Source organism: Paracoccus kondratievae, assembly GCF_009301415.1.
GTDB lineage: Bacteria > Pseudomonadota > Alphaproteobacteria > Rhodobacterales > Rhodobacteraceae > Paracoccus > Paracoccus kondratievae.
In genome coordinates this window covers 322082-337219 of record NZ_CP045072.1, presented here as the reverse complement: position 1 = coordinate 337219, position 15138 = coordinate 322082, and the positions used below count along the sequence as shown (strand labels likewise).

Sequence of the window (15138 nt, the reverse complement as noted above, 5' to 3'; positions counted from 1 at the left end):
TGTGACATGACGAGCTGGGAACAGCAGGAACAGGCCCGCCGCGACTGGATGGCGGAACACTCCCTCTACCGTGCCGAGGATGAACATTCGTCCTGCGGCGTCGGGCTGGTGGTCAGCATCGACGGCAAGGCCAGCCGCAAGGTCGTCGAAAGCGGCATCAATGCGCTGAAGGCAATCTGGCATCGCGGCGCGGTGGACGCGGATGGCAAGACCGGCGATGGCGCGGGCATCCATGTGCAGATCCCGGTGCCCTTCTTTTACGATCAGGTGCGCCGCACGGGGCATGAGCCCGACAATGACAAGCTGATCGCCGTCGGCCAGGTCTTTCTGCCACGCACCGATTTCGCCGCACAAGAACGCTGCCGGACCATCGTGGAATCCGAAGTGCTGCGCATGGGCCATTACATCTATGGCTGGCGGCATGTGCCGGTGAACACCTCGGTTCTGGGGGAAAAGGCCAACGCCACCCGCCCCGAGATCGAACAGATCCTGATCCGCTGCGAAAAGGACATCGACGACGAGCAGTTCGAGCGCGAACTGTACATCATCCGCCGCCGGATCGAGAAAGCGGCGGTGGCGGCTCAGATCGCGGGCATGTATATCTGCACGCTGTCGTGCCGCAGCATCATCTACAAAGGCATGATGCTGGCCGAGCAGGTGGCCGAGTTCTATCCCGACCTCAAGGATGAGCGGTTCGAAAGCGCCTTTGCGATCTATCACCAGCGGTATTCGACCAACACCTTCCCGCAATGGTGGCTGGCCCAGCCCTTCCGCATGTTGGCCCATAACGGCGAAATCAACACGCTGAAAGGCAACGTCAACTGGATGCGCAGCCATGAAATCCGCATGGCCAGCCGCACCTTTGGCGACATGGCCGAGGATATCAAGCCGATCATCCCCGGCGGCTCTTCGGACTCGGCGGCGCTTGATGCGGTGTTCGAGGTGCTGGTCCGTTCGGGCCGCAATGCGCCGATGACCAAGACCATCCTTGTCCCCGAGGCCTGGTCCAAAGCGACGACCGACATGCCCAAGGCATGGGCGGATATGTACGCCTATTGCAACTCGATCATGGAGCCATGGGACGGTCCCGCGGCGCTGGCCATGACCGACGGGCGCTGGGTCTGCGGCGGTCTGGACCGTAACGGGCTGCGGCCGCTGCGCTATGTCGTGACCGCCGATAACCTGCTGATCGCGGGGTCAGAGGCTGGCATGGTCCCGGTCAATGAAACCACTGTGCGCGAAAAGGGCGCGCTTGGTCCGGGTCAGATGATCGCCGTCGATATGGCCGAGGGCAAGCTTTACCACGACCGCGAGATCAAGGACCATCTGGCCGCCAGCCAGCCCTTTGGCGACTGGGTGGAAAAAGTCGTCCAGCCGTCCGAGCTGATGGCGACACTGCCCGAAACCGCCCTGCACGAAGATGAAGACCTGCGCCGTCGCCAGATCGCCGTTGGCTACAACATCGAGCTGATCGAACAGGTGCTGGTGCCGATGGCCGAGGACGCCAAAGAGGCGCTTGCCTCGATGGGTGACGACACGCCACCTGCGGTGCTGTCGCGCCAGTTCCGGCCGCTGTCGCACTATTTCCGCCAGAACTTCAGCCAGGTGACCAACCCGCCGATCGACTCGCTGCGGGAAAGCCGGGTGATGAGCCTGCGCACGCGGTTCGGCAACCTCAAGAACGTGCTTGAGGAAAGCTCGACCCATGCCGAGATCACCATGCTGGAAAGCCCCTTCCTCGCCAATGGCGAGTTCGAAGAGCTGACCCGCATGTTCCAGGATCAGGCAACGCAGATCGACTGTACCTTCCCGGTCAATGGCGGGCAGGACGCGCTGGCCGATGCGCTGGCCCGCATCCGCGCCGAGGCCGAGGATGCCGTCCGCTCGGGTCACGGTCACATCATCCTGACCGACGAAGGTATCTCGGCCAGCCGCGTCGGCGTACCGACGATCCTTGCGACCAGCGCCGTGCATAGCTGGCTGACCAGCAAGGGGCTGCGGACCTTCTGTTCGCTGAACGTCCGGTCCTCGGAATGCGTGGACCCGCATGACTTTGCGGTGCTGATCGGCTGCGGCGCGACCACAGTGAACCCCTATCTGGCCCAGGACACGCTGGCTGACCGGATCGGGCGCGGCCTGCTGGAAGGCAACCTGATCGACGTCATGACCCGCTACCGCGAGGCGATCAACGCCGGCCTGCTGAAGATCATGGCCAAGATGGGGATTTCGGTCCTCAGCTCTTATCGCGGCGGCCTGAACTTTGAGGCCGTGGGGCTGAGCCGTGCGATGGTCGCGGAATATTTCCCCGGCATGCAGTCGCGCATCTCGGGGATCGGTCTGCACGGGCTTCAGGCCAAGCTGGAAGAGGCTCATGCCAAGGGCTTTGGCGCGCCGCTTGTCGATCTGCTGCCGGTGGGCGGCTTTTACAAGGCGCGTCGTTCGGGCGAAAAGCACGCTTGGGAAGCCAACACCATGCGGCTGTTGCAGCTTGCCTGCGAGAAAGCGTCCTATGATATCTGGAAGCAGTTCACCGCCACCATGCGGGCGAACCCGCCGATCCATATCCGTGACCTTCTGGATATCAAACCGCTGGGTAAGCCGGTGCCGATCGAAGAGGTTGAATCGATCACCTCGATCCGCAAGCGCTTTGTGACCCCGGGCATGTCTTTGGGCGCCCTGTCGCCCGAGGCGCATATGACCCTGAACATCGCCATGAACCGCATCGGCGCCAAGTCCGACTCGGGCGAGGGCGGCGAGGATCCGGCCCACAGCCATCCGCTGCCGAACGGCGACAACCCCTGTGCCAAGATCAAGCAGGTCGCCTCGGGCCGTTTCGGCGTCACCGCCGAATACCTGAACGCCTGTGAAGAGCTTGAGATCAAGGTCGCACAGGGCGCCAAGCCCGGCGAAGGCGGCCAGCTGCCCGGCATGAAGGTGACCGAGCTGATCGCCCGGCTGCGCCACTCGACCAAAGGCGTGACGCTGATCAGCCCACCGCCGCATCACGACATCTACTCGATCGAGGATCTGGCGCAGCTGATCTATGACCTCAAGCAGATCAACCCACGTGCCAAGATCACGGTAAAGCTGGTCGCCTCGTCCGGTGTCGGCACCATCGCGGCGGGCGTTGCCAAGGCCAAGGCCGATATCATCCTGATTTCGGGCCATAACGGCGGCACGGGCGCCAGCCCCGCGACCTCGATCAAATTCGCGGGCCTGCCGTGGGAGATGGGTCTGACCGAGGCGCATCAGGTGCTGGCGATGAACCGCCTGCGCGACCGGGTGACGCTGCGCACCGACGGTGGCCTGCGTACCGGGCGCGACATCGTCATGGCAGCGATGATGGGGGCCGAGGAATACGGGATCGGCACCGCCGCCCTGATCGCCATGGGCTGCATCATGGTCCGTCAGTGTCAGTCGAACACCTGTCCGGTGGGCGTCTGCACGCAGGACGAAAAGCTGCGGGCCATGTTCAACGGCTCGGCCGACAAGGTGGTGAACCTGATCACCTTCTACGCCACCGAGGTGCGCGAGATCCTCGCCAGCATCGGTGCCCGCTCACTGGACGAGGTCATCGGCCGCGCCGATCTGCTGACCCAGGTCAGCCGGGGTGACAAATCGCTGGACGACCTTGACCTTAACCCGCTGCTGATCACCGTCGATGGCTCGGAAAAGATCGTCTATGACCGCTCCAAGCCGCGCAACGCCGTGCCCGACACGCTGGATGCCGAGATCATCCGCGATGCTGGCCGCTTCTTCTCGGATGGTGAGAAGATGCAGCTGAGCTATGCGATCCGGAACACCCAGCGGACGGTCGGGACCCGGACCTCGTCGATGATCGTGCAGACCTTTGGTATGCGCAACAAGCTGCAGCCCGACCACCTGACGGTCCGGCTGACCGGCAGCGCGGGCCAGTCCCTGGGCGCCTTTGCCGCGCCGGGGCTGAAGATCGAGGTCTCGGGCGATGCCAACGACTACGTCGGCAAGGGGCTCTCGGGCGGCATCATCGTCGTACGTCCGCCCATGGGCAGCCCGCTGGTCGCCCATGAAAACACGATCATCGGCAACACCGTGCTTTATGGCGCGACCGCCGGCTATCTTTTCGCGGCTGGCCGGGCGGGCGAACGCTTTGGCGTCCGCAACTCGGGCGCCACGGTGGTGATCGAGGGCTGCGGCTCGAACGGTTGCGAATACATGACCGGGGGCGTTGCAGTGATTCTTGGCCGCATCGGCGCGAACTTTGGCGCCGGCATGACCGGGGGCATGGCCTATCTCTATGACCCCGAGGGCATCGCACGCGACTACATCAACCCCGAAACGCTGGTGCTCTGCCCGGTTACCCAGCCCCATTGGGAAGCCGAGCTCAAGGGCCTGATCGAGATGCACGTGAAAGAGACGGGCTCGCGCCGTGCCGACGAGATCCTGCAAAACTGGGAAGAAGAGCGGCGGAATTTCCTGCAGGTCTGCCCCAAAGAGATGCTGCCCCATCTGAAGCATCCCATTGCCCCGGTCGAGGATCTGTCAGCGATCCCGGCGGAATGAAACGAATACGGGGGCCTGCGGGGCCCCCGTTTCACATCCCCCGTAACGTGGGGCTACTGTGTCAGACCGAACTGGATCTCGATCTTTTGCCGCTCGGCCCCGGGTCCGGTCCAGTCGTGATAGATCTCGCGGCTTTCGCCGGTAAGCGCGCGCCCCGCAGCAGAGATCTTGGCCAAAAGCGGCGCATAGCCGTCAGAAAACAGCGCCGCCAGCGGCCCTTCGTGCAGGGCAGAGGCGACAGGTACGGGCGGCAGGTGGTGCAGCCCGGCAACGGCGCTGCCCGATGCGGCGACCGGACGGCAGATGCGCCAGTCAAATTCGGTCTCGCCATCCTTGGGCAAGTTCTGCGCAATGAATATCCACGGCCCCGCAACCTCAAGGCCGGCGTCTTTGATCTGCTGCCCGATCTCGGGGGCAAGCTCGGCGGCGGCATTGGCGATCTCGGGGATGCGCAGCCGCCGCTCGCGCTGCACCACCCACATTTCGGGCGTTGTGCTGATCTGCATGGGATGTCCCTCATCTGAACGTGGTGGTTTTACAGCAAGACCGCGACGGTTCTGCAAGCCAGCCATACATCCCCTTTCGGGCCGGTTGCGGTTGGCCTCACCTGCAATCAGGGGTAAAAGCCGCCGGGCGACGGAATCGGAAAAGGAAGCGCGCCCATGTCCGCGACCGAAAAAATCGCCCTTGGCAGCATCCTGACCGGCATCGTGGTGCTGGCGCTGAAGGCGCTGGCCTGGTGGATGACCGGTTCGGTCGCGCTGCTGTCGGACGCGCTGGAAAGCACGGTGAACGTGGCGACTGCCGTCGCGGCACTGATCGCGATCCGGATCGCGGCCAAGCCCGCCGACCGCGGCCACCCCTATGGCCACCACAAGGCCGAGTTCTTCAGCGCCGTGCTGGAGGGGGTGATGATCATCGTCGCCGCATTGCTGATCCTGCGCGAGGCATGGCACGGCTTTCAGAACCCGCGCATGCTGGACGCCCCGCTGGAAGGGTTGCTGGTGAACGGCGCGGCCAGCATCCTGAACGGGCTGTGGTGCTGGGTGCTGATCAGCCGGGGCCGAAAGCTGAAATCCCCGGCACTGGTCGCCGACGGTCACCACCTTCTGTCCGATGTGATCTCATCAATCGGGGTCATCGCCGGGGTTGGGCTGGCCGTTATAACCGGCTGGGCGGTACTTGACCCGGCGCTTGCCGCATTGGTTGCGCTGAATATCCTGTGGTCGGGCTGGAAGGTAATGGCTTCGTCGCTGTCGGGCCTGATGGACGAAGCCGTGTCCGAGGATACTTTGGCCGATATCCGCGCCACCATCTCGGACACCGCCACCGGCGCGATCGAGGCACATGACCTGCGCACCCGCCACGCCGGGCCGCGCACCTTTATCGATTTTCATCTGGTGGTCGAAGGGGGCACCACTGTCGATGCCGCCCATGACATCTGTGACCGGATCGAACAGGCGCTGAAGCAAAAACTGCCCGGTGCGCTTATCACGATCCATGTCGAACCCGAACACAAGGCCAAGCACTCGGGCGTTGTGGTCATCTAGCGCAGGCGCTTGCCTTCTGCGTCAAAGTGGAAGGCACGGTTCGGATCAAAGCTTAGCCCCACCTCTTCATCCACGGCATAATCCTGTTCGCCGAACTGGCGCACGGTCAGCAAGCCATGATCTTCGGTGGCGACATAGACCAGCGTCTCGCCGCCCAGCTTCTCGACATGGCTGACGCGGCCGCTGATCTGGCCGCTGCCCGGCTCAAGATGTTCGGGGCGGATGCCCAGCGTGTCCGAGCGCAGCCCCAGCTTGCCAGCCTTGAGAAAGTTCATCTGCGGGCTGCCGATGAACCCGGCGACGAAGGTGTTGTCGGGATCGTTGTAAAGATCCATCGGACGGCCCACCTGCTCGACCACGCCACCGCGCAGAACGACGATCTTGTCGGCCAGCGTCATCGCCTCGACCTGGTCATGGGTGACATAGATCATCGTCGCGCCCAGTTCGCGATGCAGGCGCGCAATCTCGATCCGGGTCTGCACGCGCAGCGCCGCATCAAGGTTCGACAGCGGCTCGTCAAAGAGAAACAGCTTGGGCCGCCGCACGATGGCGCGGCCGATGGCGACGCGCTGGCGCTGACCGCCAGAAAGCTCGGCCGGGCGGCGCTCAAGCAGATGCGAAAGGTCCAGCATCTCGGCCGCTTTCTCGGTCGCCTGTTCGATCTGGACCCGCGGGGTACCGGCCTGTTTCAGCGCCAGCCCCATGTTGTCGCGCACGGTCAGATGCGGGTAAAGCGCATAGCTTTGGAACACCATCGCGATTTCGCGCCTGGCCGGGGCCAGATCGTTGACGCGCGCGCCATGGATGGTGACATCGCCCGAGGTCACATCCTCAAGCCCCGCGATCATGCGCAAGAGCGTGGACTTGCCGCAGCCCGAGGGACCGACAAAGACGCAGAACTCGCCATTCTCGACATTGAGGTCCACGCCCCTGATGACCTGGGTGGCGCCGAAGGACTTGGTAACTTGGCTAAGGGTCAGGGCTCCCATCAGGGTCTCCTTACTGCGGGACGGATCATTTGACGGCGCCGGCGGTGATGCCGCGGATCAGCTGGCGCGAGAAGATGAGGTAAAGCACCAGCACCGGCAGGATCGCGAGGCTTAGCGCCGCCAGCACCGCATTCCAGTTTGTGACGAACTGGCCGATAAAGACCTGGCTGCCCAGCGTGATGGTCTTGGTCGCCTCGCTTGGGGCAAGGATCAGCGGGAACCACAGGTCATTCCAGATCGGGATCATGGTAAAGACGGCGACGGTCGCCATGGCGGGCCGGACCAGCGGCAGGACCAGCCGGAAAAAGATCGTGTATTCCGACAGACCGTCGATACGTCCGGCGTTCTTGAGATCATCCGAAACGCCGCGCATGAATTCGGACAGGATGAATACGGCTAGGGGCAGCCCTTGCGCGGTATAGACCAGCACCAGGGCAGTCAGCGTATTGACCAGCCCGGATGCCACCATCATTTGCAGGATGGCGACCGTTCCCAGCCGGATCGGGATCATGATCCCAAGCGCAAGGTAAAGTCCCGTCAGCGTATTGCCGCGAAAACGGTATTCCGACAGCGCAAAGGCTGCCATGGCGCCGAACAGCAGGACAAAGAACAGGCTTGCCACCGTCACGATCAGCGAGTTCTGGAAGTAGAGAAAGAAATCCCCCTGCGCCAGCACCGTACGATAACCGATCAGGTCGAATGTGTCGGCTGTCGGCACCGCCAGCGGATCGGCAAAGATCGCGCGCCGGTTCTTGAAACTGTTCACGACCACGACAAAGACCGGGAACAGCGCGATCGCCGTATAGAGGATCAGCACCGCATGTGCGGCAAGGCTGCGGGCAGTTGAGTTGCGGGCCTGGCTCATGCTTTCCCCTCAGAACTGATAGCGGCGCAGCCGACGGTGGACGGTGAAGAGATACAGGCTGACGCCCAGCAGGATGATCCCGAACATGGCGGTGGCGATTGTCGCGCCCATATGCGGGTCGCCGATTTGGAGCTGGAAGCCAAAGAACGTCCGATAAAGGAAGGTTCCAAGGATATCGGTCGAGAAATTCGGCCCCGCCAGTGCGCCCTGCGTCACATAGATCAGGTCAAAAGCGTTGAAGTTGCCGACAAAGGTCAGGATCGAAATGATACCGATCGAGGGCAGGATCAGCGGCAGCTTGATTTTCCAGAACTGCGACCAGCCGGTGACGCCGTCCATCTCGGCCGCCTCGATCACCTCGTCGGGGATCGACAGCAGCGCCGCATAGATCAGCATCATGGGAATGCCGACGAACTGCCAGACCGAGATCAGCGCCAGCGTCGTCAGCGCCGAGCCTTCGCGGCCAAGCCAGGGCGCAAACAGCCCCTTCAGCCCGACGGCATCCAGCATGCCGGGGGCGATGCCCCAGATCGGCGACAGGATCAGTTTCCACACAAAGCCGACGATGACGAACGACAGAATGGTCGGAATAAAGATCGCGGTGCGGTAAAAGGCGGCCCCGCGCAACCGGGGTGAGGACAGCAGCGCCGCCAGCGCCACCCCGACCGGGTTCTGGACCAGCATATGGACAAGAAAGAACCAGGCGTTGTTGCCAAGGGCGTTCCAAAAGCGTTCAGACCAGCGCGGATCGCCAAACAGCGTCGCAAAGTTCTTCAGGCCGACAAAGACGCGCCCCTCTTCTGTCGTGTTGAACAGCGACAGGTTCAGCGTCCCGAACAGCGGAACGATCATGATCGCGGTATAGACCAGCACCGCAGGTGCAAGAAACACCATGATATGCCAGCGAAACGCTTTCCGCTGCGCCATGACGCCCTCCTTCTCGGTTGAAACTACCCTTGGGGGTGCAGGGGGTTTCGCCCCCCCGCCTTGTGCCGGGCCAGACAGCCCGGCCGATTATCGCGTCGGTCCCCCGGACCCGGCAGACGGTTACTTCTGCTGCGGTTCATACCACGAGGCGAGGCCCTTTTGCAGCCGCTCGGCAGCAGCCTCGGGCGTCTCGGCACCGGTGATGACATTGGCCGAGGCGGTCCAGGTCTCATTTTCCAGGTTCGGCGTGCCGCGCGACAGGATCTGATAGGTCGAGCGGATCGTCGGTTCGCAATTCTGACGCCAGGACACGAATTCCTTGGCCAGCGGGTCCTGCATCTCGACCGGCGTCGAGTTCAGCGAGAAAAAGCCCGGCAGCGCGTTGGCATAAAGCTCTGCGAACTCCGGCGAGCCGACCCATTCCAGGAATTTCCTGGCCTCTTCGGGATGCTTGGTCGCAGCATTCAGGCCCAGACCGATATCAGTGTGGTCGCTGATATAGCACTTGTCCCCCTCGGCCGGGACCGGAGGCGGGAAAGCGCCCATCTCGAACGCACCGCCGATCTGCGGGCCGAAGACCCCGATCTCCCACGAGCCGGCGGGATAGATCGCGGCACGGCCCAGCGTGAACAGGTTCTGGCTGTCGGGATAGGTCTGGGCCTCGAAACCATCGCCCAGATAATCTTTCCATTTCGCAAGTTGACGGAAGGGGGCGACCCAGGCCTCATCGGTCAGCTTTTGCGTCCCGGCAAGCAGCGCCTTGCGGCCTTCTTCGCCCTTCCAGTAGTTCGGGCCGATATTCTGATAGCCCATGGTCGCGGCTTCCCACTGGTCGGTGGTGCCCATCGCCATCGGAATATAGGTCCCGTCCTCTTTGATCTTGTCGAGCAGGGCAAAGAACTCTGCCTCGGTTTTCGGCGGCTCAAGCCCCAGCTCGGCAAAGGCGTTCTTGTTATAGATAAAGCCGTGGATCACCGAGGCCATGGGCACACAGAAGGTCTGCTTGCCATCGTCGGTCTGCCAGGCAGATTTCGCCACATCCGAGAAATTGGCCATCGCCGCCAGATCGGTCAGATCCGCCAGCTTGCCCTTTTTAAAGAGCTCGAGCGAGGCGTCGAAGGGCCGGCAGGTGATCAGGTCGCCCGCCGAACCAGCATCCAGTTTGGAGTTCAGCACCGCGTTATATTCCGGCGGGGCCGAGGGGGCGAAATTGATCTTGATGCCGGGGTTCGCCGCTTCGAAAGCCGGGATGATCTTGTCCTTCCAGATGGCAAGGTCATCGTTGCGCCAGCTTTCGACGGTCAGCGTCACGTCCTCGGCCCAGGCGGCGGTGCCCAGCATCGTGCTGGCCAGCAGCGCCAGGCGGATGGTCTTGGTCATGGTCTTCTCCCTTCGGCATCGGGTCTCTCACGGACCCTCTGGTTGAAATCAGATCAGAGGGGCCAGCAGGCCCCCATTTTCGGTCAGCTGCGCCTCAGCCTCTTCGGGCGTTGCGCCGCGCGCGACCAGAATCGCGGGTTTGACCACGCCACCCGTCCGCGACAAAGCCTCTTCGGCCACGTCGCGCCCGACCCCCGCCACTGCGGCGACGATGCGGGCTGCGCGATCGACCAGCTTGATGTTGTCGGCAACCACATTGACCATATAGCCGTCATGAACATGGCCCAGCCGGATCGCCACCAGGACCGACAGCATGTTCAGCGCCACCTTTTGCGCTGTTGCCGCCCCCATCCGGGTCGAGCCCGAGACAACCTCTGCCCCGGTCTCGATCAGGACCGGAATATCTGCGATCCTGAGCAGCGCCGAATCCGCCACATTGGTCAGGCCGACGACGGTCACGCCGCGTTCCTGTGCCGCCGTGCAGATCGCCAGCGCATAGGGTGTGCGCCCCGAGGCCGAAAGGCACAGCAGCACGTCCCCCCTGCCCAGCCCTGAACGGTCCAGATCGGCAAGCGCCAGTTCCGGATCATCCTCGACACTGCCGGTCAGATGCAAAAGCGCCCCGGCGCCCCCGGCAAACATCATCGGCGTCCGTTCGGGCGCGATGCCGAAAGTGCCGGCAAGCTCAAGACAATCGGCCAGTGCCATCAGCCCCGAGGAACCCGCCCCGGCATAGCCAAGCTTGCCGCCCTGGCGCAGCGCCCCGGCAGCAGCGTCGGCCGCGCGTTCGATGGCCGGCAACGCAGGCCGCAGCGCACCAAGCGCCGCCACCTGCGCGTCAAGCAGGATGCGCAGCACCTCGTCGCCCGTACGGGCGTGAAGCCCTGCGGATGCCGGATGCCTTGCCTCGGTGCCAGATGCGGTCATGTGATTCCCCCTGTTTCACCGATAATGCCAAAACAATACCACTTGTAAAGACTCATCTGCATAAGATATCAGAAATTGACGTTTCCCAGTGGTTTTGAAATTTACCCTTCCCTTTTGGTATTGCTTTGGTATCATCCGTTCAAAGGGAGTCGCCATGTCATATTTTCTGGGCATTGACGGGGGAGGAACCGGCTGCCGCGCCGCTATTGCAGACGGCTCGGGCCGGATTATCGGCGAGGGCGCATCGGGGCCTGCCAATATCTCGACCGATGTAAAGACAGCCTGCGCCAATATCCTCGCCGCCGCCCGCGCGGCGCTGGAACAGGCCGGGCGCGGCCATGTGGATGAGCTGACTGCGGTGCTGGGCCTTGCAGGCGCGAATGTCACCGCCGCCGCGCTCAGCCTGCAATCCATGCTGCCCTTTCGCCGCACGCGCATCGTTACCGACGCCGTCACCGCAGCGACCGGCGCGCTGGGTGCCGATGACGGGATCGTCGCCGCCATGGGCACCGGCTCGGTCTTTGCTGTCCAGACCGGTGGCGAGATGCGGCAATACGGCGGACGCGGCTTTCTTTTGGGCGATGAGGGCAGCGGCGCGGTTCTGGGCCGGGCACTGTTATCCGAGGCCCTGCGCGCCGAAGACGGTTTCGTGCCCATGAGCCCGCTTTTGCAGGCGGTGCTGGACGAGCTGGGCGGAATCGAGGGCGTGATTTCATTTGGCCTCAGGGCACGACCGGCCGAGTTCGCGATCTTCGCGCCGCGCATCGTCGCCGGGGGTGATCCGGCGGCCGAGCGTCTTTTTGGCAGCGCCGTGGCCGAGATCCGCGCCATGATCGACACCCTTCAGGCGGGCCGCGACCTGCCGGTGGTATTTCTGGGCGGCCTTGGCGCGCATTACGCCCACCGGCTGCAGGGGCTGTGGCCAATCCGCGCGCCCAAGGGCTCGGGCCTTGACGGGGCACTGCATCTTGCCCGGCAGGAGGTGTGATGGGAGAGCTTTTCACCGCCGAGGCCTTTGAGGAAACCGGCGGCGGGCCGCTGTATCTGCAACTGCACCGGTTGATCGCCGATGCCATCGCCTCGGGGCGGCTGCAACCGGGCGACAGCCTGCCGTCCGAGCGAGAGCTGGCAACGATGACCGGCCTGTCGCGCGTCACCGTGCGCAAAGGGGTGGCCGAGCTGGTCGCCTCGGGGCAGGTGATTCAAAAGCGCGGCTCGGGCACCTTTGTTGCGCCCAAGGTCGAAAAGCTGGAACAGGCGCTGTCGCTTTTGACCTCGTTCACCGAGGACATGGCCCGGCGCGGCCGCAATGTCGAAAGCCGCTGGATCGCGCGCGGATTGTTCACCCCCGCCCCCGAAGAGGTGATGGCGCTGGGGCTGGGCGTCGGCGCGCATGTGGCCCGGCTGGAACGGGTACGCAGCTCGGACGGGGTGCCGCTTGCCATTGAGCGCGCCTCGCTGCCCCAGGATATCCTGCCCGATCCCGATTGCGTCACCGATTCACTATACGCGGTGCTGCAATCGCGCGGGTTGCGGCCGGTGCGGGCGGTGCAGCGGATCTCGGCCGCCAATCTGAACGCCAAGGACGCCGATCTGCTGGGCGTCAGCCCCGGTGTGGCCGGGCTAAGGATCGAACGTATCTCGTACCTGCCCTCGGGCAAGGTGGTCGAGTTTACCCGCTCGCTCTATCGCGGCGATGCCTATGACTTTGCCGTGGAACTGAAACTTGCCCCTGAAGGCGAAAGGAACCCGTGATGAGCCAGACACATATGGCGCGCGAAGTGGCCGAGATCCCCGAGGCCACCGCCCGTTTCCTTGATCGTTCGCGCGATGCGGTCATGGACGCTGCCAATGCCCTGCGCCGCAAGGACCCCGACCTGCTGGTCACCGTGGCACGCGGCTCGTCGGACCATGCCGCGACCTATCTGAAATACGCCATCGAGCTTGAGGCCGGGGTGCCGGTCGCCTCGGTCGGCCCGTCCATCGCGTCGATCTATCGCCGGCCCCTGCGGCTGGGCAAAGCGGCCTGTATCGGCATCTCACAATCCGGTCGCAGCCCGGACGGGGTCGAAATGATGCGCGCCTCGGGTCAGGGCGGCGCACTGTCGATCGCCATCACCAACGTCGAAGACAGCCCGATGGCGCAGGTCTCGGCCCATTGCCTGCCCCTGCAGGCGGGTGAGGAAAAAAGCGTCGCCGCCACCAAGACCTTTGTCTGCTCAGTGCTCGCGGGCCTGTCGCTGCTGGCCGAATGGCGCGAAGACAGCGCACTCAAGGACGCCGTCGCCGCCTTGCCCGAGGCCTTTGGCAAGGCCATCACGCTGGACTGGTCGCCGCTTTCGGCACGTCTTGCGCGGGCGAACTCGGCCTTTGTGCTGGGGCGTGGCCCCAGCTTTGCCATCGCCTGCGAGGCAGCACTGAAATTCAAGGAAACCTCGGGCATCCACGCCGAGGCCTATTCCGCCGCAGAGGTGCTGCACGGCCCCGCCGCCATCGTCCGATCCGGCTTTCCGGTGCTGGCGCTGGGGGTCGAGGACGCCGCGCTGCCCCAGCTCAGGGCCACCGCCGAGCGTCTGGCGGCACAGGGCGCAGATGTGTTTGTCACGGGAACCGAGGCCGACAACGCTGTCACCCTGCCCTCGGTACCCGACCTGCACCCGCTGGTCGCGCCCCTGGTCACCATCGCCGGTTTCTATGCCTTTATCGAGGGGCTGGCCCGGCGACGCGGCTTTGACCCTGACACGCCCCCGCATCTGCGCAAGGTGACGGAGACGGTGTGATGACGCGCGAGGTTCTGACGGGCGCGCGCATCTTTGACGGTACGCGCTTTCTTGACGGTCATGCGCTGGTGATCGAGGACGGCCAGATCGCCGCCATCCTGCCCGAGGCCGAGGCCCCGGCGGGGGATCGCCGTACCGTAACAGGCATCCTTGCCCCGGCCTTTCTTGATTTGCAGGTGAATGGCGGCGGCGGGCTGATGCTGGACGGCTCAACCGATGCCGATGGGCTGCGCCGCATCTGCGCCGCCCATCGCTCACTTGGGACAGCGGGGGTGCTGCCGACGCTGATCACCGACACGCCCGAGGCGACTGCCCATGTCATCGCGCTTGGCATTGCTGCGGCCGAAAACGAGGTGCCGGGTTTTCTGGGCCTGCATCTCGAAGGGCCGCATCTCGACCCTCGCCGCAAGGGCGCGCATGACCCGGCGCTGATCCGGCCGATGACGGATGAGGACCTGGCGCGGCTGTGCGACGCCGCCCGCCGCCTGCCCGCACTGATGGTGACGCTTGCGCCCGCGGCAGCAAGCCCCCAGCAGATCGCCGCCCTTGCCGGGGCGGGCGCGGTGGTCAGCCTTGGCCACAGCGAATGCACCTATGAAGAGGCACAGGCCGGTTTTGCTGCGGGCGCCCGCTGCACCACGCATCTGTTCAACGCCATGAGCCAGATCGGCCACCGCGCGCCGGGACTGGCGGGGGCGGTGCTGACCTCGGATGTGGCGGCGGGGCTGATCGCGGATGGCATCCATGTCCATCCTGCGGTCATGCGACTGGCGCTGGCGGCACGGCCCGACGGCATCTTTCTGGTCACCGACTGCATGGCCTTTGCCGGCACCAACCTGACCGAGATGGAACTGGGCGGCCGCAAGGTGCTGCGCCGTGACGGGCGGCTGACGCTGGCGGATGGCACCCTGGCCGGGGCCGATCTGACGCTGCCGCAGGCAATCGCGCTGCTGGTCAGTCAGGTCGGTATCGCACCCGAGCGCGCACTGCGCATGGCTTCGGCCATCCCGGCGGCACTGCTTGGGCTTGAGGACCGTTATGGCAGGCTTGCTCCGGGTCGCGCGGCGGATCTGGTGCTGCTTGGCCCCGACTTCAGCCTGCGCGAACACTGGCTGTCATTGTGACGCATCGGCAAGGCCACGTGTCCGCGTGGTCTTTCCCTTGGCGCGCGGTCGTGC

Annotated in this window: 12 protein-coding genes; 6 read left to right on the top strand and 6 right to left on the bottom strand. The window is 64.3% G+C overall.

All coding sequences use genetic code 11. The features are described from left to right. Window positions 1-6 precede the first annotated feature (6 nt). Window positions 7-4542 (top strand): glutamate synthase large subunit, encoded by a 4536-nt coding sequence (gene gltB / locus F8A10_RS01720; protein ID WP_085501361.1) that lies wholly within the window; start codon window positions 7-9, stop codon window positions 4540-4542. A gap of 53 nt (window positions 4543-4595) precedes the next feature. Here gltB and F8A10_RS01715 read toward each other — a convergent pair whose 3' ends face one another. Then, the gene (locus tag F8A10_RS01715; RefSeq protein WP_152366552.1) at window positions 4596-5048 is read right to left on the bottom strand and encodes a hypothetical protein; all 453 of its coding nucleotides are present in this window, start codon (window positions 5046-5048) and stop codon (window positions 4596-4598) included. Window positions 5049-5204: 156 nt separating this feature from the next. Here F8A10_RS01715 and F8A10_RS01710 point away from each other — a divergent pair, with 156 nt between their 5' ends. Further along, on the top strand, window positions 5205-6092 hold the full coding sequence (locus F8A10_RS01710; protein WP_152366551.1) for a cation diffusion facilitator family transporter: 888 nt from the start codon (window positions 5205-5207) through the stop codon (window positions 6090-6092). Here the strand turns inward: F8A10_RS01710 and F8A10_RS01705 are convergent. The 5 genes from F8A10_RS01705 to F8A10_RS01685 form a co-directional block, all read right to left on the bottom strand. Further along, on the bottom strand, window positions 6089-7081 hold the full coding sequence (locus F8A10_RS01705) for an ABC transporter ATP-binding protein (RefSeq protein ID WP_010393260.1): 993 nt from the start codon (window positions 7079-7081) through the stop codon (window positions 6089-6091). The genes F8A10_RS01710 and F8A10_RS01705 overlap by 4 nt on opposite strands. A gap of 25 nt (window positions 7082-7106) precedes the next feature. Next, window positions 7107-7946 (bottom strand): carbohydrate ABC transporter permease, encoded by an 840-nt coding sequence (locus F8A10_RS01700; protein ID WP_010393263.1) that lies wholly within the window; start codon window positions 7944-7946, stop codon window positions 7107-7109. A gap of 9 nt (window positions 7947-7955) precedes the next feature. Then, entirely contained in the window at window positions 7956-8873 is a 918-nt protein-coding gene (locus F8A10_RS01695) for a carbohydrate ABC transporter permease (protein ID WP_010393266.1), read from the bottom strand. A gap of 120 nt (window positions 8874-8993) precedes the next feature. After that, a complete protein-coding gene (locus tag F8A10_RS01690; RefSeq protein ID WP_152366550.1) occupies window positions 8994-10253 on the bottom strand; it encodes an ABC transporter substrate-binding protein in 1260 nt (419 codons plus the stop codon). 48 nt (window positions 10254-10301) lie between these two features. Continuing rightward, window positions 10302-11180, bottom strand: a complete 879-nt coding sequence (locus F8A10_RS01685; RefSeq protein ID WP_085501364.1) for an N-acetylmuramic acid 6-phosphate etherase — start codon at window positions 11178-11180, stop codon at window positions 10302-10304. 154 nt (window positions 11181-11334) lie between these two features. Here F8A10_RS01685 and F8A10_RS01680 point away from each other — a divergent pair, with 154 nt between their 5' ends. From F8A10_RS01680 to nagA, 4 genes are read left to right on the top strand one after another with little or no spacing between them, the layout of a single operon-like run. Beyond that, window positions 11335-12168 carry a BadF/BadG/BcrA/BcrD ATPase family protein gene (locus F8A10_RS01680; RefSeq protein ID WP_152366549.1) on the top strand — a complete coding sequence of 278 codons (834 nt, stop codon included), beginning with the start codon at window positions 11335-11337 and terminating at the stop codon, window positions 12166-12168. Beyond that, the gene (locus tag F8A10_RS01675) at window positions 12168-12935 is read left to right on the top strand and encodes a GntR family transcriptional regulator (RefSeq protein ID WP_010393273.1); all 768 of its coding nucleotides are present in this window, start codon (window positions 12168-12170) and stop codon (window positions 12933-12935) included. The genes F8A10_RS01680 and F8A10_RS01675 overlap by 1 nt, the downstream gene beginning before the upstream one ends. Next, window positions 12935-13960 carry an SIS domain-containing protein gene (locus F8A10_RS01670; protein WP_010393274.1) on the top strand — a complete coding sequence of 342 codons (1026 nt, stop codon included), beginning with the start codon at window positions 12935-12937 and terminating at the stop codon, window positions 13958-13960. Before F8A10_RS01675 ends, F8A10_RS01670 begins: the two co-directional genes overlap by 1 nt. Further along, window positions 13960-15084, top strand: a complete 1125-nt coding sequence (nagA, locus tag F8A10_RS01665) for an N-acetylglucosamine-6-phosphate deacetylase (protein ID WP_010393276.1) — start codon at window positions 13960-13962, stop codon at window positions 15082-15084. Before F8A10_RS01670 ends, nagA begins: the two co-directional genes overlap by 1 nt. Window positions 15085-15138: the final 54 nt, after the last annotated feature.